General features: G+C 58.2%; 18 protein-coding genes and 1 pseudogene. 11 read left to right on the top strand and 8 right to left on the bottom strand.

The window, feature by feature from the left end; translation table 11 throughout:
* Positions 1-207: 207 nt before the first annotated feature.
* From OP10G_RS12515 to OP10G_RS26315, 3 genes are all read left to right on the top strand, one after another.
* On the top strand, positions 208-2,862 hold the full coding sequence (locus OP10G_RS12515; protein WP_025225543.1) for a family 78 glycoside hydrolase catalytic domain: 2,655 nt from the start codon (positions 208-210) through the stop codon (positions 2,860-2,862).
* Between the two features lie 51 nt (positions 2,863-2,913).
* Positions 2,914-3,285 (top strand): nuclear transport factor 2 family protein, encoded by a 372-nt coding sequence (locus OP10G_RS12520; RefSeq protein WP_025225542.1) that lies wholly within the window; start codon positions 2,914-2,916, stop codon positions 3,283-3,285.
* 1,319 nt (positions 3,286-4,604) lie between these two features.
* Positions 4,605-6,113 carry a HEAT repeat domain-containing protein gene (locus OP10G_RS26315; protein ID WP_144241131.1) on the top strand — a complete coding sequence of 503 codons (1,509 nt, stop codon included), beginning with the start codon at positions 4,605-4,607 and terminating at the stop codon, positions 6,111-6,113.
* Here the strand turns inward: OP10G_RS26315 and OP10G_RS12530 are convergent.
* From OP10G_RS12530 to OP10G_RS12545, 4 genes are all read right to left on the bottom strand, one after another.
* Positions 6,106-7,107 carry an alpha/beta hydrolase gene (locus tag OP10G_RS12530; RefSeq protein ID WP_038475171.1) on the bottom strand — a complete coding sequence of 334 codons (1,002 nt, stop codon included), beginning with the start codon at positions 7,105-7,107 and terminating at the stop codon, positions 6,106-6,108. The two genes, OP10G_RS26315 and OP10G_RS12530, sit on opposite strands and share 8 nt — an antisense overlap.
* 81 nt (positions 7,108-7,188) lie before the next feature.
* Positions 7,189-8,514, bottom strand: a complete 1,326-nt coding sequence (locus tag OP10G_RS12535; RefSeq protein WP_038475173.1) for an MFS transporter — start codon at positions 8,512-8,514, stop codon at positions 7,189-7,191.
* Positions 8,515-8,629: 115 nt separating this feature from the next.
* Entirely contained in the window at positions 8,630-9,586 is a 957-nt protein-coding gene (locus OP10G_RS12540; protein ID WP_144241132.1) for a hypothetical protein, read from the bottom strand.
* A gap of 485 nt (positions 9,587-10,071) precedes the next feature.
* Entirely contained in the window at positions 10,072-10,530 is a 459-nt protein-coding gene (locus tag OP10G_RS12545; RefSeq protein ID WP_038473053.1) for a hypothetical protein, read from the bottom strand.
* A 375-nt stretch (positions 10,531-10,905) separates the two neighbouring features.
* Here OP10G_RS12545 and OP10G_RS27890 point away from each other — a divergent pair.
* The 4 genes and pseudogenes from OP10G_RS27890 to OP10G_RS26850 all read left to right on the top strand — a co-directional run.
* A pseudogene (locus OP10G_RS27890) lies at positions 10,906-11,268 on the top strand (vitamin K epoxide reductase family protein); the annotation flags it as partial.
* Positions 11,269-11,280: 12 nt separating this feature from the next.
* Positions 11,281-12,015 carry a DsbA family protein gene (locus OP10G_RS27415; protein WP_227625159.1) on the top strand — a complete coding sequence of 245 codons (735 nt, stop codon included), beginning with the start codon at positions 11,281-11,283 and terminating at the stop codon, positions 12,013-12,015.
* A gap of 91 nt (positions 12,016-12,106) precedes the next feature.
* Entirely contained in the window at positions 12,107-12,871 is a 765-nt protein-coding gene (locus OP10G_RS24580) for a hypothetical protein (RefSeq protein WP_025225537.1), read from the top strand.
* A 199-nt stretch (positions 12,872-13,070) separates the two neighbouring features.
* Positions 13,071-13,979 carry a prepilin-type N-terminal cleavage/methylation domain-containing protein gene (locus tag OP10G_RS26850; protein ID WP_025225536.1) on the top strand — a complete coding sequence of 303 codons (909 nt, stop codon included), beginning with the start codon at positions 13,071-13,073 and terminating at the stop codon, positions 13,977-13,979.
* Between the two features lie 56 nt (positions 13,980-14,035).
* Here the strand turns inward: OP10G_RS26850 and OP10G_RS12565 are convergent, their stop codons facing one another.
* Entirely contained in the window at positions 14,036-16,543 is a 2,508-nt protein-coding gene (locus OP10G_RS12565) for an ATP-dependent Clp protease ATP-binding subunit (RefSeq protein ID WP_025225535.1), read from the bottom strand.
* A 434-nt stretch (positions 16,544-16,977) separates the two neighbouring features.
* Between OP10G_RS12565 and OP10G_RS27895 the strand changes: the two genes are divergently transcribed.
* Positions 16,978-17,286, top strand: a complete 309-nt coding sequence (locus OP10G_RS27895) for a type II toxin-antitoxin system TacA family antitoxin (protein WP_084179190.1) — start codon at positions 16,978-16,980, stop codon at positions 17,284-17,286.
* Positions 17,279-17,773: a GNAT family N-acetyltransferase gene (locus OP10G_RS12570; RefSeq protein WP_038473055.1), complete on the top strand. Its 495-nt coding sequence runs from the start codon at positions 17,279-17,281 to the stop codon at positions 17,771-17,773. The genes OP10G_RS27895 and OP10G_RS12570 overlap by 8 nt, the downstream gene beginning before the upstream one ends.
* On the opposite strand, the gene OP10G_RS12575 is transcribed toward OP10G_RS12570, so the two are convergent.
* Complete coding sequence (locus OP10G_RS12575) at positions 17,770-18,819, bottom strand: glycosyl hydrolase 53 family protein (RefSeq protein WP_025225533.1); 1,050 nt, start codon at positions 18,817-18,819, stop codon at positions 17,770-17,772. The two genes, OP10G_RS12570 and OP10G_RS12575, sit on opposite strands and share 4 nt — an antisense overlap.
* A gap of 47 nt (positions 18,820-18,866) precedes the next feature.
* The gene (gene clcA / locus OP10G_RS12580) at positions 18,867-20,447 is read right to left on the bottom strand and encodes a H(+)/Cl(-) exchange transporter ClcA (protein WP_025225532.1); all 1,581 of its coding nucleotides are present in this window, start codon (positions 20,445-20,447) and stop codon (positions 18,867-18,869) included.
* Positions 20,448-20,581: 134 nt separating this feature from the next.
* Between clcA and OP10G_RS12585 the strand changes: the two genes are divergently transcribed.
* Positions 20,582-21,019, top strand: a complete 438-nt coding sequence (locus OP10G_RS12585; RefSeq protein WP_025225531.1) for a GNAT family N-acetyltransferase — start codon at positions 20,582-20,584, stop codon at positions 21,017-21,019.
* An 8-nt stretch (positions 21,020-21,027) separates the two neighbouring features.
* Here the strand turns inward: OP10G_RS12585 and OP10G_RS12590 are convergent, their stop codons facing one another.
* On the bottom strand, positions 21,028-21,564 hold the full coding sequence (locus OP10G_RS12590) for a dihydrofolate reductase family protein (protein WP_025225530.1): 537 nt from the start codon (positions 21,562-21,564) through the stop codon (positions 21,028-21,030).
* A gap of 78 nt (positions 21,565-21,642) precedes the next feature.
* On the opposite strand from OP10G_RS12590, the gene map reads away from it, so the two are divergent.
* Positions 21,643-22,413, top strand: coding sequence for a type I methionyl aminopeptidase (map, locus tag OP10G_RS12595; RefSeq protein WP_025225529.1), 771 nt, complete (start codon positions 21,643-21,645; stop codon positions 22,411-22,413).
* The last annotated feature ends 20 nt before the right edge of the window (positions 22,414-22,433 follow it).

The following is a 22,433-nucleotide window of genomic DNA, read 5'->3' on the forward strand; positions in this document are numbered from 1 at the left end:
TCTATTATAGCTTCTATTTCCACAATTTCCGCTAAATTGGCGAAGGTATACGGAAAGAAGAATCGATTGGACGGCGCACTATTTCCGAAGATAACGTCATAAAGCGACGGGTTATTCTCGCAAGTTCGTCGCCCGCCGGGGGCGATTCGTAGTGTCGGACAAAAAGGGCATGGTTCCTGAGAAGGGGCGCGCGGTACAGTCGCTCCCATGACCTTTCTTCCCGCCGCCGTCCTTCTGACGGCTTCGGCATCCGGCCCTACGGTCACGGATCTGCGTTGCGAGTACCTAAAGAATCCGATCTCCATCGAGTCGCCAGCCCCGCGCCTAAGCTGGGTGACCGAATACGAAGGGCGCGGATGGAAGCAAACCGCCTACCAAATCCTGGTGGCCTCCGACGCTCGGAAGCTCGGCCGATCACAGGCCGACCTTTGGGATTCGGGTCGAGTCGCCTCGAGCGCCAGCATCCAGATCCCGTACTCGGGAAAGGCGCTGAGCTCCCGGCAGCGATGTTTCTGGAAGGTCCGAGTGTGGGACGGGGCGGGCGAGCCTTCTGCTTGGAGCAAGCCGCAGATCTGGGAGATGGGCCTCTCGGCCGAATCGGACTGGGCCGCAAGCAAATGGATCGGGGGCGCACCTGCGGGGAAGGGCCAGCCGCCGGCTCCGTTCTTGCGCAAGGAGTTCGTTGCCAAAGGGAAGGTGAAGCGGGCGACTCTTTATGCGAGCGGCCTCGGCTATGCGGAGCTCCATTTGAATGGAAAAAAGGTGGGCGGAACCACCGAGCGCGACCCGGGCTACACGAACTTCGATAAGCGAGTGCTTTACGTCGCCCACGACGTTACAAGCGCCATCAAGCCGGGCGCGAACGCGGTAGGAGCCATCCTCGGAACCGGCTGGTACGACGTTCACGATCTCGCCACTTGGCGCTTCGAGAACGCGCCGTGGCGTGGCCGCCCTCGCCTTCGCCTTGCGCTTTACATCGACTACGCCGACGGGAGTTCCGAAACCGTGGTGAGCGATCCTTCTTGGAAAACCTCCACCGGCCCGATCTTGTTCGACGGGATCTACACCGGCGAGGTCTACGACGCCCGCCAGGAGATGCCGGACTGGGACTCAGCCGGATTCTCAGACGCCGCCTGGTCGGCCGCGGCGGTGATGCCGGCTCCGAAAGGAGCGCTCGCGGCGCGACCGTGCCCTCCGGTCGCGATCGTGGAAACAATTAAGGCGAAGCGAATTCTCGAACCGGCGCCGGGCGTGTACGTCGTCGACTTCGGGCAGAACATCGCCGGCCACGCCCGAATCCGCGTGAAAGGCGCGGCCGGAACCAAGATCACGATGCGCTACAGCGAGCGGATCAAAGAGAACGGCGCCATCGAACGCGATCAGATCGAGACCTTCATGACGAAGGCGACGCCCCCTCAGCCGTTCCAAACCGACACCTACATTTGTAAGGGAGAAGGTCGGGAAGAGTGGGAGCAACGTTTCTCCTACAGCGGTTTCCGTTACATGGAGGTCACCGGTTTTCCCGGCAAGCCGAGGCTGGACAGCTTCCAAGCCCGTCTCGCCAGCACCGATTTCGAAAGCGCGGGCGAATTCGAGTGCTCGAACGACCTGCTGAACAAGATTCAGCACGCCACCCGCTACGCGTATCTGAGCAACGCCCAGAGCATTCCGACCGACTGCCCCCAACGGGAAAAGAACGGATGGACCGGCGACGCCCACCTGGCCGCCGAGGCCGGACTGATGAACTTCAAATCCGCGTCGTTCTACACGAAGTGGCTCGACGACTTGGCCGACGATCAGTCGAGCAGCGGCGCCCAAAGTCTCATCGTCCCGTCCGGTGGTTGGGGCCACGGAGCCACTCACCCGGCTTGGGACAGCGCTTATCCGATCATCGCGAACGACCTTTATCGATATTGCGGCGACACCCGGATCTTCACTCGTCACTACGAGCATCTGCGCCGCTACGTCGACTACCTGAGCGCCCAGACCCAAGACGGCGTCGTCCCGTTCGATAGTCTCGGCGACTGGCTGCCTTGGTCCACTGAGACCCCGAGCCAGCTCACTTCGACCGTATTCCTCTACGTCGACGCGCGAATCGTCGCCGATGCCGCGCGGATGCAAGGGAATGACCGGGACACTCGAAAGTACGCCGATCTCGCCGAGCAAACGAAGCGGGCGTTCGACAAGCACTACTTGGCCCCCGACGCGCTCGAAAAGAGCAGCCAAACCGCGCTTTCGATGGCGATCTACTTCGGTCTGGCGGAGGGAGATAAGAAGCAAGCGGCGTTCGACGCTCTCGTTCGTAACGTGAAGACCCAGGGGCACATCGACACCGGAATTCTCGGGGCCAAGTACCTCTTGCGAGTGTTGTCCGAAGGCGGACGTAGCGACCTCGCCTACATGCTGGTCGCGCGCAAAGAGCAGCCCGGCTGGGGCTGGTGGATCGGCCAAGGAGCGACCACGCTGTGGGAGGATTGGAAAGGCGAGTCTTCGTTGAACCACATCATGTTCGGCGATGTCAGCAACTGGTTCTACCAGTGGATCGCCGGAATCGGCCTCGACCCGGCAACCCCAGCATTCAAGCACGTCCTCATCCGGCCGCAGCCGGTGAGCGACCTCACCTGGGCCAAGGCCACGGAGCACGGCCCGTACGGCTTGATCCGTTCGTCCTGGCAGCGAAACGGAGCCCAGTTCCACCTCGACATCGAGATCCCTCCGAATACATCGGCCACTGTGTACCTGCCCGGCTCCGGATCGGCGCCCGACGGAGCGAAGCTCCTTCGGCGGGAAGGAAACGCAATGCTCTTTGAGGTTGGGTCGGGCCGTCACTCGTTCCAAAGCCAGCTATCCCCCTCTCGGTAGGAGTGCTATCAAGTCGGAACCGTCACGTCGATGCCAGGGGTCCCATCTAGAATGAAATCAAACAAAGATGCGATCTTGGCGCTTGAACGCGGCTTTTGGGAGAAGAGCGACGACTCGAAGTACTTCCGGGAAAACATGACTGATGACGCTCTCAATGTCATCGAGCCCATGGGCTTCGTGGAAAAGGCGCAAGCCGTGGAGATGTCGGCAAAATCGAAGCCATGGACGAAGGTCTCGATGAAAGATGTCCATGTCCAAGAGCTAACCGACGACTGTGTATCCGTCGCCTATCATGGCGAAGGGTATCAAGGCGACGCCAAGGAGCCATACCGGGCAACCGTCAGTTCCGTCTATGTCCACCGCGACGGCAACTGGAAGCTCGCGCTAACTTCCCATCAGCCTTGGAAGCCCGACGAAAAATAGATTTAACAATCCTTTTTGATTGGCACGGTAACTATTCAAGGGGTCGAACGGGTTGCGCTCCGGCAGAAGGCAATTTGAGTCGACGGTTAACTGTGCTTCCTGAAAAGTCTGGACGTGGAGCAAAATGGCTGCCCAGGAGGACCGGCGTGATTGGTGAGAGTAGGCGTGCCATAGACTGACTTGAAAATTAGCTATATGATGCTCGTGTGAGATCACCTTTTCTTCGCCACCTGAAGACTACGATCTGTATGGTCCTCCTGGGATTGACACCGTTCGCGTTGGCAGAAGATTCCAGGGCGAGGATGTACGCATGGTTCGACACCCTGGGTTATTCCAGTCTTCTGAAAACGCCCCTTGTGAAAGTGGACTCGTGGAAGTGGGCGGACGGCAAAAAGAAGTATGGACTCACCCATTCATTCGGCTTTCAACTGTCGCGGTCTTTGGGACACGTGTCCTTGATCTCTCTCGAAGCGGAGCGCGTTTACTTTCCTCCCAGGGAGCCATTTTTTGACGGATTTTGGAGCACCAAGGAACTTCGACTCGTGCCCTGGGCCAAAAGGATATTCGGAGATCGGAAGGGCCTCAGTCATGAAACAAACGAACTCCTCAACCATCTAGACAATCCGATTTCTCTGTTCATACTGTCTCGCGCATGTAGCTTTGTTGGCGAAGAGCACTTATCGCGTGCCCTCTATTCACGAAGCCTAAAGGCACTTCCAGATGGCTATAACAAGGCAGTTTATGGGTCTCTCAAGAATCAAATTGCTGGCAGACTAACGTATTCCGTTATCCGAGATATTGAAGCCCCAGATACTTCCTGGCTCGAAATACGCAATCGTTTGCGCGTCTTAGCCAAGCACTGCGCAGGCACGGAATACTTCGGATTAACGAAGGAATACTCTTCTTTGCTCGACCAGATGGTCATTGAAGACCAGCGCAGGTCGCGAGGTGTTGGAAGGCATCGCAATTCACCGGACATTGACGACCTCGTTTACGACCTCAAAAACCAACGAGGATTTGAGAGAATGCAACCGGGATACTGTGAGGTATTTGCAGACCTTCGAGGCGAAAAGAGTCCTGCGGCCCAACTAGCAAAGATCGGGATACCTGCCGTTCCAGCTCTTATTCGGTGCCTAGATAATTGTTACTTATCTCGGTCGACGGCACATTCGCTGCGTTCAACGCTTCCAGAGGAAACTTTGCGAGTTCGGGACGTTGCTTTACAGGTATTAAATAGGATCGCATTTAGGTCTTTCGAGGCTAACCTGGGCCGAGGGAACTTGACTGACTGGTCGGCTTCGAGAGCGAAAATGCGGGCTATGTCATGGCTCAACTCAGTAAAGAAGCTTGGTTTAGCGAAAGTATTTGTGGACGACATACGGGCCATGGGTGTTAATTACATCGCCGAGGCGGAAGCGCTTGTAGATAAATTCCCAGGTCAGTCTTTCGAACCAGTCAGGTTTGCAGTAACACATGAGGGTAGTTCTGAAGGCAGAGCGCGCCTTGTTGCATTGCTAGCACGCGTTAACGACCCGAGAGCCGAGCCACTTGCTCGTAGACTGGCGACGGAGGACCCTTCACTGTCGGTTCGTTTCATCGCAGCTCAAGTAGTCGGCGCATACTCCGGAGACTCTGCGATAAATTATCTGGTCGCCGTACTTAGAAATGCGGCGCCCGCCGGACGATCCGAAGTCAATCGGCAAGACGTTATTGACTGCCTTATCGCTAGCCACAGGCCCGAGGCAATTGCCTCTATTCGAGCGGAGGTCAAGTCTTCCGAAATTCCCTTTACCGTGGACTCGCTTGTAGCAAGAATGACGGGAAATGGGCAGGATCGTTTCATTATGATGCAGCCTGCCGCCGTTGCCACCACTGCGCTCCTGCGAAAGGAGGAAGAGACCTTTCTGGCTGGCCAACTCTGCGATCGTCGACCTATCGAAGACGGGCTAGCCTATCGAGGAAAGCTTTATCCCAATGTCAGCGTCGGGGAAGCTGCCGCTGCTGGTCTCGCTTTTCTGGCTCCCAGCCGTTATCGATTTGATCTTAATAGTCTTGATTTCGATCGCAATCGGCAGAGAGTGGTCATCCTGAATACTTGGCGAGCATCTCGCGGATTTTCGATACTGCCCGTGCCGACCCAACATGTTGACTCTTCGATATCGACCAATGCGGCAAGATTGATTAGGCTTATCTTGCTAAGCCCAACTCCGGGAACTCGAGTGCGTGCAGAAAGCGAATTAAAGCGTCTAGGCCCGAACGCATTGCCGCAAATTATTTCCGCACTTAAGGGAGCAGCTAAAGATTCTAGTAAGAAAAACCTCCGTCTGATTGGCTCTCATTTAGCATGTACCGTCGTGGACGTCAAGTTGAACTCGAACGTAGAGGGAATCGCACGATGGCGGAACCGAGGTAGATCTTTGAGAGGGATACGCCTTACGACGCATTCGATTGTTTCGCTTCTCGAAGATCTCGAAAGCGACTTTCCCATGAAGTTTCAGACGTGCACTATACATGCCTCGCGAGGAGCGGGTGGAAGCGGAATTACGTTGGCCATTAACTTTGGTCGTTCTACGGCCGTTGGTCCGAATTCCGCTCTAAATGAAAAGTTTGTTGGTGCCGGAAAGGAACTTGGCTATGTGAGCTCCATGAACGTGCCGCTTTCCGACGAAATACCATATACTGGCTCCACACTTGACCGGCTCTTGGGATCTTCCCCTGAGTCACCCTTCAGCTTTGAGATTGAAATGAAGCATCAAGTGCCTCAGGGTTCCTTTATGGGTGCAAGAAGGCAAATTATTGAAGTCTTGGTGAGCGGCGCTCCTACCTAACGACCGGCTGGCGGAATCCCCGCTCGACGGCGTCGTTTGGATCGGTGGATACCGGCCCGTCGCGCCAGAGCCAGCGCATCATGTCGGGCATGATCGCGCCGCCAAACCTTTGGCCGTGGTTGTTCATCCCCCAGGAATAGTTCACGTCGTATCCCTTCTTGGTAAGCGCCTTCATCAGCCGCACGTTCTGCAGGAACCAGTCCCATCGCTCGTCGTAAACGCCGTTTCGGATTCCCCGATTGTCGTTCCGGCCGTCGCACAGGAATATCCTGATCGGCTTCTTCCGGCTCTTCAAGACTCGCTCGGTGTACACGTCGCCGCCATGGATGTTCGTGAAGCTGCCGACATTGCTGAGCACCTTTCGGAATGCGTTCGGCCGCTCCCAAGCGACCATGAAAGCGGCGATCGCGCCCGAGCTGGAGCCGCCGATCCCACGCTGCTCAGGATCTTTGGAGATGTTGTATTCCTTGTCCAAGGCTGGCATTAGCTCCTCGGTAATGACGCGCGCGTACTTGTCGTTCGGCGTGTTGTATTCCACTCCACGGTTTGTAAAGCCATCTCCCCAACCGGCTTTGGGCGAGGGCTCGGTCTGCTCCGGCGTACGGCCGGGATTGATGAACACGCCGATCATCACCGGTATTTCCCGGCGATAGATAAGGTTGTCCATCACATTCTGAGCTCGGACCTCTCCGTTCTCGTCTTTGAAAGCCTGTCCGTCCTGAAAAACCATAAGGGAGGCGGGAACCTTTGGATCGTACTGGGCCGGCACGTACACCCAATAGGTGTGCTGGGTTCCCGGATAGACCTGGCTGGGAATCACGAACGGCCCCCGAATCTCCCCCTTCGGAACCCCTTCCTGCGCCATCGAATCGGGACCCAGCCGGTACTGCGAGTCCGGATTCGGCCTCACCGGCCCTCGCTGAACTTGCGACACCGCCAACATCGCCGATGCTCCGAGCACGATCCCGATTGCGTAGGTAGCTGCCTTTCTCATTGAGTCCATTCTCCGTCGTCCTCGTACAGTATCGTCTTTTAGCCGCGAGGCTGCCAGACCCGAAACCGAACGGTAGGTGGTTCAGCGTAACTGGAAGCGACGAATCGGGCCGACGATGAGGAGGTAGCTGAGCATCGCAACAATGGAGTGGGCGGCGACGAACGTTAGGGCGAGGTCGAAGGAGCCGGTGCGTTCGACGATGTAACCGATAACGATTGGAGTCGTGATTCCGGCGATGTTGCCGATGGCATTGAAGATTCCGCCCGACAGCCCCGTCACTTCGCGAGGGGCCGCGTCGGAGATGATCGCCCAGCCGAGCGCGGCAAGCCCTTTGCCGAAGAACCCGACGGCCATGAATCCGATGACGAGAGCGTGATCCTGCGTGAGGTTGCAGAGCACAACCGCCGTTGAAAGCAGCGCACCCACAACGAGCGGGGCCTTGCGAGCGAACGTGAGGCTTTTTCCGCTCTTAATGAGCCGATCGGAGATGACCCCACCCAGGATGCCGCCGATCACGCCGCATATCGCCGGCGTGGCCGCGCCGAACCCGGCTTGGATGATCGTCATGTGCCGCGCCTTCACCAAATAAACCGGAAACCAGGTGGCAAAGAAGTAAGTGAGCGCCGTAATGCAGTACTGCCCTACGTAGATGCCAACCAACATCCGGTTCGTCAGCAGCTGCCCGACGACCCGCCAGGAAAATGGGACTTTGATGGTTCGATCCTCTCGGTCGAGATCGACGAGTGCGCCATTCTCGCGGATATATTCGAACTCAGATTCGTTGATCTTCGGATGGGAGTGCGGCGCATGAACGATCGCGGAGAACCCCATCGCGGCGACAAGGCCGATCCCACCCATTACGAAGAATACATATCGCCATCCGTAAGCTTGGGTCAGCCATCCCATGAAAGGAGTAAAGAAAATGAGGGCGGCGTACTGGGCCGAATTAAAGATTGCGCTTGCCGTACCGCGCTCGCTATGGGGAAACCAAGCCGCCACAATGCGTGCGTTGGCCGGAAACGACGGTGACTCCGCAATCCCGAGCAGAAAGCGGAGTATGAATAAAGCCACGACCGCGGAGGTCGGAGCCAGCCAAGAAGCTAACCCTTGGGCTGAGGTCACAACGGACCAGGTGAGGATCGACCAGAGATAAACTTTCTTGGAGCCGAACTTGTCGAGCAGCAATCCACCGGGAACTTGACCCAGAACGTACGCCCAACCAAAAGCGGAGAAGATATATCCGAGGGTTACCGAGTTGAAACCCAGGCTCTTCTGGACCGCGGTCCCCGCGATGGACATCGTCGCGCGGTCCGCGTAATTGACGGTAGTCAGAACGAACAGAACCGCGACGATCCAATAACGAACGCGCGTCGCCTTGAGCTCCCCTGATCCGCCCCTTACCCCCAAAAAGCTTTCCTCGTAAGTTCGATGGCTGCCGGAGTATATAGATTTTCAGGACTAACCGGCGGCGATTGGCTTTACCGCGACATCAACGTCGCGGTAAAGCCAGTCGATCCAAGAACTAGGTGGATTTGTGGGGACGCCGTCGACGGATTTGCAGCGCAAGGCCCGAACCGACGAGCAGTAATCCGGCGCCCACGACTGCATAGGTCCCCCAGTTCTGGTTGCCTCTCCCCCCGCCCGTAACTTGCGCTTTTTGAAGCTTCTCTAGGTCGACCATGGACGGTAGGTTATCTTGCAGGCGGTAGTACACCTGGTACTTAGTATCCGATCCAAGTCGCGAGTCCACTATTTTGACTCCGTTCGCGAGAACGTCATGGTACGACCAGTCTTTGCTCTGATCGACCTTTTCGAGTTCGTAAAGCTCGCGCTGTTTAGGACGCTTACCCATGTAGCGCAGAACCTCTACTCTTTCCGGCCGGCCCTGCTTGTCTGCATCCTTCACCACGTACGTGGCCATAAGCACGCGATGGTCGCCACCACCGCTCTGCATATAAAGGTTTCCGCCGAGGAGGTAGTGACCTGCCTGGTCCAGGCGTAAGTCGATCCAGATGGGAGATCCTGCTTTTACCGAGATATCCTGGTACTGATGTAACTCCCCGTCGACGATCTTGGAGCTTATCTGTTTGCCAGGGATTGGTATCCCTCCTAGAAAGATTGCGTCCGCCGGGTTGTTCAGGCCATTTCCCATGTCTCCCTTTGCCACGTGGCCGGCCTCATCCTGAGTAAGGGGCTTTGAAAAGGTTTGATCGTCTTTGACCAAATAGGCAACCGTTTGGGATTTTCCCGTCGAAAGACTGGGCGCTATCGTTTCGACGTATCGGCCCCACTTGCCGACGGAGAGCACGGTCCTGCCGGTCGTGGTGAAACCGTCCTTTTGGCGCTGAAACTGGGGACGAAGCAGCTTTCGATTCTCGGCCGCTTCTTCGGGATTCATCGGGTCCTGTTCCGAGACCGACTTCATGAGCGCCTCGACCGCTTTGTCGACGTTATAATCCGGCTTTGGCAGTACTGTCAAAGTCGTCCTATAGACGTACGATTGAGCTGCCGAAAGGGAGGAACTGCCAAGCAGCCCGAGGCCGACGACGATCGTTATCGGGCCTCGAGCGATTGAAAACGGCTTGGAGATCATCCGATTAGCAGCGCGACTTGACCATCGTCACCGTCGAATCGGTGCCCGAACATCCGCAGCCGAAACTGGACAGTGTGCACGTACCGGTCCGCACTGTGACCGTAGTGTTTCTTGGCTTTACCGCGCACCACCACGGAAGCAGTGAATCGCACTTGGCAGCATCCCAGGTGTACATCGTGCAGTCTTGACCGTTGCAAGGGCTGGGTGCGATGGAGCATCCACCGGATTGAGTCGTGTGGCTCGCGCAACCGTTCGGGTACGCGCAAGTGGCGGCCGTGTTGGGCGATGCAAGCAGCAAAGTCGGGCTAAGGATGAGCGAGATGCCCATCAACATAAGTGCCATAGGTGCGACATTCTTCATTTATAGAACCTCATTGGATCTGATACGGGATTTCCTTGACAAACGTAATCTGGTCGGCTCCATCGCTCACGCGAACGTGGACCGTGCCGATGTGGTGGCCGGGGTTTTGATTGGTGAAGTGAACGGGAAAAGCCACTTCGATCGAAGTGAGCGGCGCTACTTTTCTTAGCGTGTTAGAGTCGGCCGTGCAGCCACCTAGCACGGGCGGCGTGACGACATCGACCGGCCGAAGGTGTGGATTCCAAATCCTTACCTTGACCTCGGACGGCTTATTGACGACCCCAAGATCCCCCGGATTGACCCCGAGGAAAGCGATCGGCAATTGCTTTGAACCACCCCAGCAAAGAACAGCGAGGCCCGTCAACAGAAGCAGAACCGGGACACGGCGAAGAGCCGCGCGTTTGAATTGACCGGTCTGCCCGGCTGGCCCAGTGTCCTCACTCTGTTTGTGGGTCAATGTGCTAAACATCGTTTTCGTCATATGCAGCCAACGCCGCAATCTTTCTCTGAAGAATAACACACATACGAAGATTTTAGGAAAATTATTGTAAAAGTCGTTGTAGACTGATTCGTGGCGTAATGCCTAAAGAGTTCACATGAAAAGATTCGCCGTTTGTTTTATGGTTTTGCTTGGAATCGCTGCGGCCGTGGCGCCCACATTGGCTTCCGCGACGACCACCGACGAGTGTGGAGGATGCGCTGATGGTACTGTCTGCGCTTCCGGAGAGTGCGCCGCGCCATGCCCTGTCGATCCAGTTGATCCGGCGTAGGCACGACGCTGCTCCGTAAAATATCCAGAATGACAGGGAGCAACTTGACGTCGCCCGATCAAAATCGGGCGACGATGGTACTTGCTTTCTGCGGCGTCTATGTAGGCGGGGTCCTCGGTCTATTTAGTTCGGGGCAAATCGAGCTGCCATGCGGATCGAAGTTCGACTGTGCCCGCGTGCTGGATTCGCCGGTCGCTCGTCCAGGCGGGATACCTCTTTCGTACTTTGGGATCGCCTGCTACGTAGTTCTGGCTTTTATCGCCCTCGCGCGTAGCCTAAGTGGGCCCGCCGCATACCCGCGGCTCAGAGGTGCGGGCATCGCGCTCTCGCTCGGGGGCGCCGCCGCCAGCATTTCCCTCACCCTCTATTCAATCTTTGTCCTCCACGGGTTGTGCGCATGGTGCTTGTCCAATGCAGTAATCATGTGTTTCGTTGCGACGACTACGTGGATGCTTCCCCGAACTTTTGCGCGCGACCGCCTGTCCGTTCCGCTCTTCGCGTTGCTGACGGTGGGGGTCGCCACCGGACTCACGTATTCGGTACATCGCTGGAAAGCCGCCGAAACTCCGATCAACTTGGCCGCTCTGGCGCAGACAACCGCCCAGGAACTGTGTCCGGAGGACGCCATCCGAGCGGGTAATCGGAGCGGAAGCACTGCGATCGTCGCTTTTATCGATTTCTACTGTTCCGCTTGCCGCCGCTCGCTGCCCCGTCTGGAGAAAATTGCTGCCGATCATCAAGCTGCCCTGATCATCCGGGAGAAGCCACTCGCCGACGGTGGACCTGCGGTCGAGGCTGCCGAATGGGTCGAGGTTGCCAACGGGAGAGGAGTGGGATTTAAGTTTCTCTCAGCCTCGGCAAGCATCTCTCCGGCGCCGGATTCGCGAAGCGAGTTCGAGAAGATCCTTAGCGATGCGGGTGGCACTCGAAAGCCGCCGAACGATGCTGAGTTGGGAGCCGCGAGGAAGCGCCTCAAACGAGATGCGCAATTATGCGCCCGACTAAAAATCCAACGAACTCCGACCGTTCTCTTGGTAAGGCCGGGCGTCGCCCCGATTCGAGTAAAGCTGGCAAACCTCGAAGCCGAACTGAGCCGCGACAAGTTAGCTTCGTTTCGGGGTCATCTGGAGGGGTTGCACGTACTTTCGATCCTACATCGAAAACGGAACGGCGTTCGTGTATGAGAGCAGAGAGCCGGCTTTCCGCTCAAACGATCGCCAGTCTGATGATGTCCGGTGCGGTCATGAGAGATTGTCCATTCGGTACCCTCGATAGATGATCACGATAACTCAGGGCAAAATCGCGGGCTTAACGCCTCGTTGGGCGCGCTTCCCTGGGTTCTCGCTACTGTTCGACAACCCGATTTCCGCCTATCGGGAGAATGCGGGCGTCGAGACACTGGCATGCGACGTCGACAACGATTCGCAACTCGGGTTCTATCGGCAGGCGAACCTCGGGCTGCAGTCGTTGTCTCCCGACCGACTCCTCCAGACCTACGGGTTTTGCGCTCTGCCTTCACCTTCGTATCACGTCACCGCATTTGACGTGGCCAACGTGGCCGACCTCGTTCGGTGCCACTCCGAGATCCGCGACGGACTACGGACCTTGCTCGACCAGCTACCCTCCCCCCATGCCTTCTCGGCAGACCTTCTCTGCCGCGCGGAGGAGAATGAGGTTGCGCAATCCGAGTGGAATCTGACCTTTAGTTACGGCGAACTGTGTCAATGGGGCGGAGTGATGGCCATTCGTTTATCGCCGGTGGAGGTCGACGTTTTCGCTCGATTCGTTGAGGCAAGGGCAATCCTAAGCCGCGGTTACTTGGCCCAATTCGGGCTCGGCGCCTCGGAGGCATTCACTCCCCACGTTTCGCTCGGCTACTTTATGAACAGGGAAGGTGCGGAGCTTGCGCGTTCCCGAGTGACCTCCTGGAACGAGGCCCTTCAAGGTTTCGTAGGCGAATCGAAGCTTAGCTTTCGGTCAGCTTCTCTGTACGGATTTACCGACATGGCAACGTTTTTCAGAACTCCTCGCGCGATCTGAAGACTTCCCCGGTACCTGCCAAAACCCCGCCCCACAGAATATAGGCGAGGGCGATTGCTCTACGGCAATATTGCGTAGCTAAACCCTTCGCCATTCTTGCGTTTGCTCTGACGCAATCGGCAACCCTTACTGTTTTCCTTAATTCACCGCAAATGATCTCGGCACATAATGACATGGCCCTATTGAGGAGCTAACCATTATGAAACGGGCTTTTACCCTTATCGAGCTGCTTGTTGTGATCGCGATCATCGCGATCCTTGCCGCGATTCTGTTCCCGGTTTTTGCCCAAGCGAAGCTGGCTGCCAAAAAGACCGCCGCTCTAAACAGCGTCAAAGAGATCGGGCTCGGCATGAATCTCTACGTCGGCGACTGGGACGACACTACTCCGATCGTGTTCTCCATTAACGGACAGGGGTCGGTCGACGTGTACCAGACGATGCAGCCATACATCAAGAATATGGACCTGTTCTTTAGCTCCGAGTGGACGCAGAAAAATGGCGCTTCGGTGGGTGGAGGCAGCGCGAGCTGCGACAATACGAAGACCCCCGACGGATACTTCGTACCGACCGGCGACAATGCGAAGAGATGCATCTCTTTCGGTTACAACTGGGGATTCGGAGTTTGGGCCGGCGGCGCACTGGTGGGGCCGGAGCAAGCTTGGTCGAATGGACGCGTTACCTCCGGTATCAGCATGACCGCGGTCGACGAGCCGACCAAGCTCGCTGCGTTCGGTGACGAATACAACGGCCGGCGCTACACAATCAGCGCTATAGGTTCGGACCTCGAATACTACACCGGACCCAAGAAGAACACGTCGCTCCGGTACGGCGGGAGTTTCAACTTCAGCTTCGTCGACGGCCACGCCAAGGCGATGCGGGTCAACGGGTACACGTTCAATCCGGCCGCGGCCATTCCCGGTGAGGGTTATGTGATGATGCCGGCGGACAAATCGATTTGGCACAACTTCTGGTGTTCCAGCGAGAGCGGTACCGTCAAGCCCAGCAATCTGCCGGGCATGAGTGGCCTGCCGGATATGCCATGCGGCCAGTTCATCGATGTGACCATGTCGGGCGGACTCGGCATCCCCGTCGTGCCCTGGACGAACTAAAATAAAAACCCCCGGACTGCATGCAGCCGGGGGTTTTTATTTTAGTTACCCTCAGGTTATGACGAAACCAGTTCCTTCTCCGGCGCTTGGCCGCCCTCGGCTTCCTTGCGCTTGAAGATGACGGTGGTCCCGTCCTCGGTGTCGGCCATGATCTGGTCGCCCGCGTGGAACCGACCCAGCAGAAGCTCTTCGCTGAGCGGGTCCTCGATGTACCGCTGCACCGCTCGGCGCAGAGGTCGGGCTCCCAGGTTGGCGTCGTAACCCTGATCCACCAGCAGGTTCTTGACCGCGTCGCTCAGATCGATGGTGACTTCCATGGAAGCCGCCTGCTGATTGACCCGCTTCAAGTAGAGGTCGGCGATCTCGAGAATCTCCTCTCTCTTCAAGTGCTGGAACACGATGACCTCGTCTACGCGGTTGAGGAACTCGGGCCGGAAGAGCTTCTTCATCTCCTCCACCATCTTGTTCTTCATGCTCTCGTAGAGCTTCGGATCGTTGAAGTCCTGCCGGACGTCTCGGAACCCGAGCGGCTTGTCCATCTCGATCGGCCGGACGCCGACGTTCGAAGTCATGATGATCAGCGTGTTTCGGAAGTCGACGGTGCGCCCTTGGCTATCCGTCAGATGTCCGTCCTCCATTACCTGCAGGAGGATGTTGAACACTTCGGGGTGCGCCTTCTCGATCTCATCGAGGAGGACCACACAGTACGGGTTGCGCCGTACTTGCTCCGTAAGCTGTCCGCCCTCATCGTAACCGACGTATCCGGGAGGCGCGCCCACCAGTCGCGAGACCGCGAAGCGCTCCATGTACTCGGACATGTCGATCCGAACGATATTCGATTCTTTCTCGTACAGGTAAGCCGCCAGCGCTTTCGCCAGCTCCGTCTTACCCACGCCCGTCGGACCGAGGAAGATGAAGCTGCCCATCGGCCGCTTCGGATCCTTCAGACCCGAGCGCGCGCGCCGGATTGCCCTCGAAACCGCGACCACCGCGTCGTGCTGGCCGATGATCCGCTGGTGAAGATCGCTCTCCATGCGGAGGAGCTTCTGGCTCTCGGCTTCCACGAGCTTGGTGACCGGGATTCCAGTCCAGCTCTGTACGATCGAGGCGATTTCGCCTTCACCGACCACCGGTTCCGGCTTCTCGGTGTTTTGCCACTCTTCTTCGCGCTCGCGAACCGTGTTCTCCAGGTTGTCCCGCTCTTCTTGGAGCTTGGCCACCTGGGCCTCGTCGTGCTCGCGCTTCTTAAGATGGTCGAGCTCCACGTTCAGCTTGTTCAGCTTGATTCGATCTTGTCGAACTTCCGCCGGCGGCAGGCTCTGCTGGAGCCGGACGCGGGAAGCCGCTTCGTCGATAAGGTCGATCGCCTTGTCCGGCAACGACCGGTCGGAGATGTACCGCTGGCTGAGGGTGACGGCGGCCAAAATGGCGTCGTCCGTGATCTCGACCTGGTGGTGCGCCTCGTACCGCTCGCGGAGACCCTTCATGATCTCGATCGCCTCTTCTTCGCTCGGCTCCTTGACCTTTACTGCCTGGAAGCGTCGCTCGAGGGCGGCGTCGCGCTCGATATATTTGCGGAACTCGTCTTGAGTGGTTGCGCCGATGCACTGGAGCTCGCCGCGCGCAAGCGCGGGCTTCATGATGTTGGAGGCGTCGATCGCGCCCTCGGCAGCGCCGGCGCCCACGAGCGTGTGGAGCTCGTCGATGAAGAGAACCACTTGTCCCTCGGACTTGCGGACTTCCTCCATCACCTTCTTCATGCGCTCTTCGAACTCGCCCCGGTATTTGGTTCCGGCGACCAGTCCGGCGAGGTCCAAGGCCACGATCCGCTTATTGCGGAGCAGGTCTGGGATATCCCCGCTGACGATGCGCAGCGCGAGACCTTCGGCGATGGCCGTCTTTCCGACGCCCGGTTCACCGATAAGGCATGGGTTGTTCTTGGTTCGGCGACAGAGGATCTGCATGACTCGCTCGATCTCGCTCTGCCGTCCCACGACCGGATCCAGACGGCCCTCGCGGGCGAGCTCGGTAAGGTCTCTTCCGAATTCGTCCAGGGTCTGGGTCTTGGCCTGGGTCGCACTGCCGCCGCTGCTGGGGCCAGAGGTGCGTCCGCCGGACTTCGTTTGGGTTTCGTTGTCTTGGAGAGACATCACTTCGCGGCGGGCCCGCTCGAGCTCGACGCCCAGCTTGGCCAGCACGCGCCCCGCCAAGCCGTCGCCTTCGCGAATCAGGCCGAGCAGGAGATGCTCCGTTCCGATGTAGTTGTTGTTGAGGTTCCGGGCCTCGTCATAGGCCAGGTCGATAACCCGCTTGGCGCGGGGCGTCAAGGTCATGTCCTGGCTTGGTCGCGCGTCACCTCTTGGGAGCTGCTTCTCGACCTCAGCCCTAATTCGTTGAAGGCTGACTCCGAGCTTTTCCAGCACCCGCGCGGCGACGCTATCCGACTCCCGGACGAGTCCGAGGAGGAGGTGCTCTGTCGAGACATAGCCTTCCCCGAACTTCTGTGCCTCTTCCTGCGCGTAGAAGACGACCTTCCTAGCGCGTTCTGTAAAGCGTTGCCACATACTTTGTTTTCACCTGTCTTACGGGTGCTCTCCTTATGACTCGGATGGTTAGATCCTGTTCTCCAGTTCGCGTCCGTGTACGTTTATCTACGTCTTGCGTCCGACGTATGTTATGGCCCCGTGAGGCACCTTTTCCTCTTGCGACGATCCACACCTCCCGATGCGTTCGCCGATTTGCAGAGTACCCCTCGGAATCGTTCTGCTTAAGGTTCTAAACCGAACGATTCGAGCGGCGCTCACTAGATAGACGCGTAGAGGTTCCCAATGGTCGTCAATCGGTCCTCTTCAGGGCATTTCGGTCCGCCATTCTGAGGCATTTAGCGCCTTTTACATGGGCGGGCAACCCGCTTCTCAAGCCCACCCCCGCTGGCCTTACCCACTGGAGTCCGATTTGTACGGAAATATGCCGTACAATATGTGAAAGGTTAAATGCGATGAGATCTTCGGCTCAAACCATTCAGGAAGCAAAAGCGTCGCCGTCGGCGCGCCTGGACCTGCGCATCACTCCTGATATTAAAAGGATCGTTGAACAAGCTGCGCGGTTGAGAGGGGTTTCAGTCTCGGCGTATGTTACGGCGGTTTTGTCAGCAGTTTCTCGAGAAGAAGTCGAACGGTCGATGCTTACCTCCATGTCGGACCGGGACCGCGACGTTTTCTTGGCCGCTCTCGATAATCCGCCGGCCCCAAATAAGGCCCTATTGAGGGCGGCTTCACGGTATCGAGAGGAAGTTTCCAATCCTTAGGTTCGAAACGCTCAGCGACCGGCACGATCGATCTCGCTTTACAAGCGGCCAAGCGGACCTCGATGAATATCTAGCCCGATTTGCCAAACAAAACGAAAAACGAAGCTACTCTCGAACATTCGTTATGGTTGAGGGGGATGATCCTCGAGTCATCGGCTACTACACCCTTTCGGCAGGAGGCGTGATCTTCGAGAACCTGCCCGACGAAGTTAGACGCAAGCTTCCACGGTATCCAATGCCGGTCGCCCATCTGGGAAGGATGGCAGTGGACAAAGATTTCCAAGGGAGGGGCTACGGGGCCTTGCTCTTGCTTGACGCTTTGAAACGTGCGTTAGCGGTTTCGGCGGATATGGCGATCGCCGGCGTCGAAGTTCGGGCAAAAAGCCCGTCGGTCAAGGCGTTTTATGCGCGCTATGGATTTATCGAGCTCCTCGACGACCATCTCCACATGTACTTGCCGATCGATACCATCCGCGCTCTTTCTTAGTCTCGGCGAAACGACTGGGCTAACGCCGTGTCCCAACTTTTCAAAGCCGGCTTGGCTTTGCCGTCGGCAGTTTGCAATCCCGTAAGAGACCAAATCCGGCCGATATCGTCTGCCGGAGGCGGGAGTCGTTTGCATAGCGCCTCGAAGTCCGTCGTCGCAAAGTTAACGACAAACGAATACTTGTCGCGGGCGGCAATGCCAAGAACCCGCTCGACGAAAAGCTTCTGCTCCTCTTCCGATCCGTGGAGGGTGAGGCCGAACGATTTGAGCTTGACGTCGGCCGAGGTCATCCCCGACTCCGAGATCGCGATCGGTTTCTTAAACTGCCGCGCAAAGTCGAGATAATTGGACGGAAACGGGCGAGGGATCTGGTTCGCCATATGTGGATACAGACTCATGGCGAAAATGTCTTCAAACGGCAACATCTCCTTGACCTGTCCGATCTGATCGCTCTCTTTCGCTTCGGCCGCGTTCTTCAGGAAGTGATTGACCTCCACGGTAAAGAAGATCGGTAGGTCCGGATTCTTTGCCTTCACCGCCCGATAGGTAGCTTGGTGAAGCCTCTTCCACTGCTCCCACTTAGCCGGGTTCTTCGAAAGGAGAACGTTCGACTCGATGCCAATCGCCAGGTAATCCGGCTTCATCGCCGCCACCGACCGAAGGGCAAAATTCGTAAACGCTCCGACAACGTCGGGATCGTCCAGCGCTTTTCCCATCCATTTGGACGAGAGAGGTTGATTGTCTTTTTCTCCCCAATTCGGCGCCAGCGCCGCCCGGCTTTGATCGAGAGGCGAGATCGAGAGAAACAGCTTCTTGCCGGCCGGCGGCCGGTAGGCGAGGTTCTTGTCGACGTCCGCCGAGTACTTGCCACCCGACAGAGAAGCGTCCCAAGGAATCCCGCCGATGAACATCACGGAAATCAAATCGCCGTGAGCGTTCGCAAAGTTGACCGACTTCGCCACCCCCTCGGCCGTCAGATCGGCCGGCCACTGCGTAAATCCCATGTGGAACGGGCGGGTGGTGGCAAGACTTCCGGCCAACAGCATTGAGAGGAGCACAGTCTCGTGACGGTTCGTCAGGCTGCCGCGTTGCGCTAGTCCGGCGCACGGGCCGCTTCGTGGATCTCCAGACTCAACTCCGGCCTATCTCCCTGAATCATGATGGTGAGCATGTCGCCCGCCATCAGCAGAGTGCTTCCTCCAGGAACGATGTGTGTCGATCCCCTTTCGAGGGTGACGACGATCGCTCCCACCGGAAGGCCGAGGCGGCTGATCCGCCGTCCGTCCATGCCGGAGTGCGGTTCCACGAGCAACTCGACGAGGATCGGCTCCTCTTCCGGATGTACCTCCGCTCCGCTTAGCCTGAGGTCTCGCTCCATGAGTGCCTCGTAGATCGGCTCGTCGCGGAGGGCTTGAGCAACGAGCGATGCCGCAAAGGCGCTTATTAGTAGCGCGTAAAGCAGCCCGTATTCGGCGGTCATTTCCACGATCAGGACCACCCCGGTTAGGGGCGCCCGGACGGAGGCCGAAAGCATCGCTGCCATACCAACCGTAGCGAATCCACCGGCTGAAAACGGAACGGAGGGCCACAAAGCATGCGCCCCGATACCGAAGGCGTACCCAAGAAACGCGCCCATCACGAGGATCGGCGCGAAGATCCCTCCCGGCAGCCCGGTGGCGTACGAGATAGCGGTCAACAGAAGCTTTGCGAGGAACAAAGCCAGAATTGCACTGATCGTGATCCCCTGATACTCGCCTGCGAGCAGCCGCTCCGCGACCTGGTGCCCGCCTCCGGCAACCTTTGGAAGGTAGACCAGCGCTAGCGCCGCGAGAGCCCCTGCAACGGCGCCCACGACGGCAACCGGTAATTTCCTCACTCGCCGAATCTCCAGCCCGGCGATTAACACACGATTGAACAGAACCCCGCCTACTCCCGCCAGCAAGCCCAAGCACGCCGTAAGCGGCAGCACCGATAGGGGAGCCCCGCCAGGAGAGGGAAGCACAAACGAAGGTCGTTCCCCAACTAGGTATCGAGTGACCGCTACCGCCGACACCGACGCGATTAGCGCAGAACCGTAAGTGAGGGCCGACATTTCGCGCTTCAGCTCCTCCATGACGAAGAGAAATCCCGCCAGCGGTGCATTGAACGCGGACGCTAGGCCAGCCCCCGCGCCTGCGGCGACGAGAGCGCTCCTCGCTCGTCTCGGAACCCGCATCTTGTCCCCGAATAGCTTGCCGACGGCGGCGCCCATCTGGATCGTCGGCCCTTCGCGTCCGAGCGACATCCCTGTGGCAAGCGCGCCGAGGCCACCGAGGAACTTCGCGACGAGCAATCGCACCGGACGGATGACTCTAAGATGCAGAAGCGCCGATTTAATGTGGGGAATGCCACTCCCTCCAGAGTCCGGGGCGAAGCGGCCGATCATCAGGGCGATTCCGGCCGAAAAGAGGGCGGCCCCTGCTACCCACAGGAAGATTCCTGCCGAACCGTGAAGAGCAGACCAGGCCGCCGCTCGATGCGACCAAGCTTCCACGAGGCGAACGGAGAATTGGTAGCAGACTCCGATCAGCCCGGCTATAAAACCGACCGCCGCTGAATGGAGGAGGTTGATTCGAAGCAAACCGCGGTGAAGTGAGTGACGAACCTTCTCCCGTTCGGCGCGAGCGCTAGACATAGATCGGCGGCGAAGCCCCGTGAGTTTACCGGGGAGAGCTACCCGCGATTTTTCCGTCCGTGACCTCTTCCCACCTGTAAGCTAAGCGGCACTTCAAAATAAGGTGGCCGCTTAATTAGGCAGGAACATCTCCCTTGACCTCCGATCCTTCCACCGTAATCCGCCCTTCGGAGTGCCGTGACTCCGCGCCAGTCTGGCGGCTGCTGCAGGATTTTGCCACTTCGTATACTCCGAACCAAGCTCTTTTTGAATCCGACTTCCCAGCCCTAATTTCCCGTACCGGGACGGCTTTCGTGGTGGCCGAGCAAAGTGAAGTCGTCGTGGGTTACCTGCTCGCACACGCGCTTCCCACGCTTTTCGCTGGCGGACCGATCCTGGAGATCGTCGAGCTAGTCGTCGACCCGGAAAAGCGTGGGGAAGGTGTAGGCCGTGCCCTTGTCGAGCACGCACTGACCGAGGCCTGGTCGAACGGTTGCGTGGAGGTGGTGGCGCCGACCCGCCGTGCGGCAGCTTTTTACGAGCACTTAGGGTTCGAGCCGACGGCTACGTACTTCAAGCGAAAGCGTCCCTGAACCAGGATCTACTCGAACGATTCGTCGTCTGGCGGCATGACGTGATAGTTGAGTTGCACGAGGCCGCCTTCGAAGACCTGGGTGTCCTTGAGGAGCAGCATCGTTTGTTGGAAGCCGCCCGGGAAGAGGCGCACGCCAGTGCCCAGAAGGATCGGGTGCATGGAAACGGTGATCTCGTCCAGCAAGCCCTGCTTCAAAAAGGACCGAACGAGTTCGCCCCCGCCTACGAGCCAAACTCGGTTGCACTTCTCCTCGGCCAGGTATTCGATGAGGCCCGGAAGATCCTTACAGTACAGTTCCGTCTCGGGAGTATCCACCTCGACGTCGCACGAGCGGCTTACGACGATCGTGCGGGTGTCTTCATACGGCCACTCGGGGAACGAGCGGATCACTTCGTAGGTGCCCCGTCCCATGATGAGCGTATCGACGCCGGCATAAAAGTCGGAGAACCCATAGTCCGCGTCGGTAAACAACCAGGAGAGGTCGTCGTCCGGCCCCGCGATGTAGCCGTCGAGGCTGGCGGCGATAAACAAAATGATCGTCACCACGTGAAGGTACCTCTGCGGAGGCGCATGGACGTTCCTGACTCTTTCGGAAGGCAATTTCTGCCACCATTGCGAACCATGACACTGAAGACACCGGGCGAGATCGACGCCATGGCGGAAGCGGGCCGCGCCGCCGCCAAGACCCTCCGCGCCATGCGCGAGGCGATCGTTCCCGGCAAAACGACCACCCTGGACCTGGAGGAGGTCGCTAGAGAGTCGCTCCGATCCCTGGGCGCGAAACCAGCCCTACTCGGCTACAAACCGGCCTTCAGCGAAGCGACGTACCAACACGCGACCTGCATTTCGATCAATGAACAGGTGATCCACGGAGTGCCCGGACCCCGTGTGCTGCGCAACGGCGACGTCGTATCGCTGGATCTGGTCGCGGACGTGGACGGATGGCTCGCGGACACCACAATCACCGTTCCCGTGGGCGAAGTCTCGACCAAAGCCCAGCGCTTAATCGAGGTTACTCGGGCCGCCCTCGTGCGCGCAGTGGAAGTAATTCGCCCCGGCCTACGGCTCGGCGACCTTGGCAACACCATTCAGAAGATCGTCGAACGGAACGGCTTTTCCGTAATCCGAGAGCTCGCCGGACATGGAGTCGGACGAACGGTGCATGAAGAAGGCCTGGACGTCTTCAACTTCGGACGCCCCGGAACCGGTCTCACCCTGCGCCCGGGAATGACCTTCGCCGTGGAACCCATGGTCTCTGTCGGAAAAGCTGCCGTCGAGCATCGCCTGGGGGACCCTTGGACAATCTACACAAAAGACAAATCCTTAGCCGCCCACTGGGAGCACACTGTCGCCGTCACCGAAGATGGCTGCCGAGTACTGACCCGCGAGTAGGCGCCAAGCGGTGGCACGGG

It is taken from the genome of Fimbriimonas ginsengisoli Gsoil 348 (genome assembly GCF_000724625.1).
Classification (GTDB): domain Bacteria; phylum Armatimonadota; class Fimbriimonadia; order Fimbriimonadales; family Fimbriimonadaceae; genus Fimbriimonas; species Fimbriimonas ginsengisoli.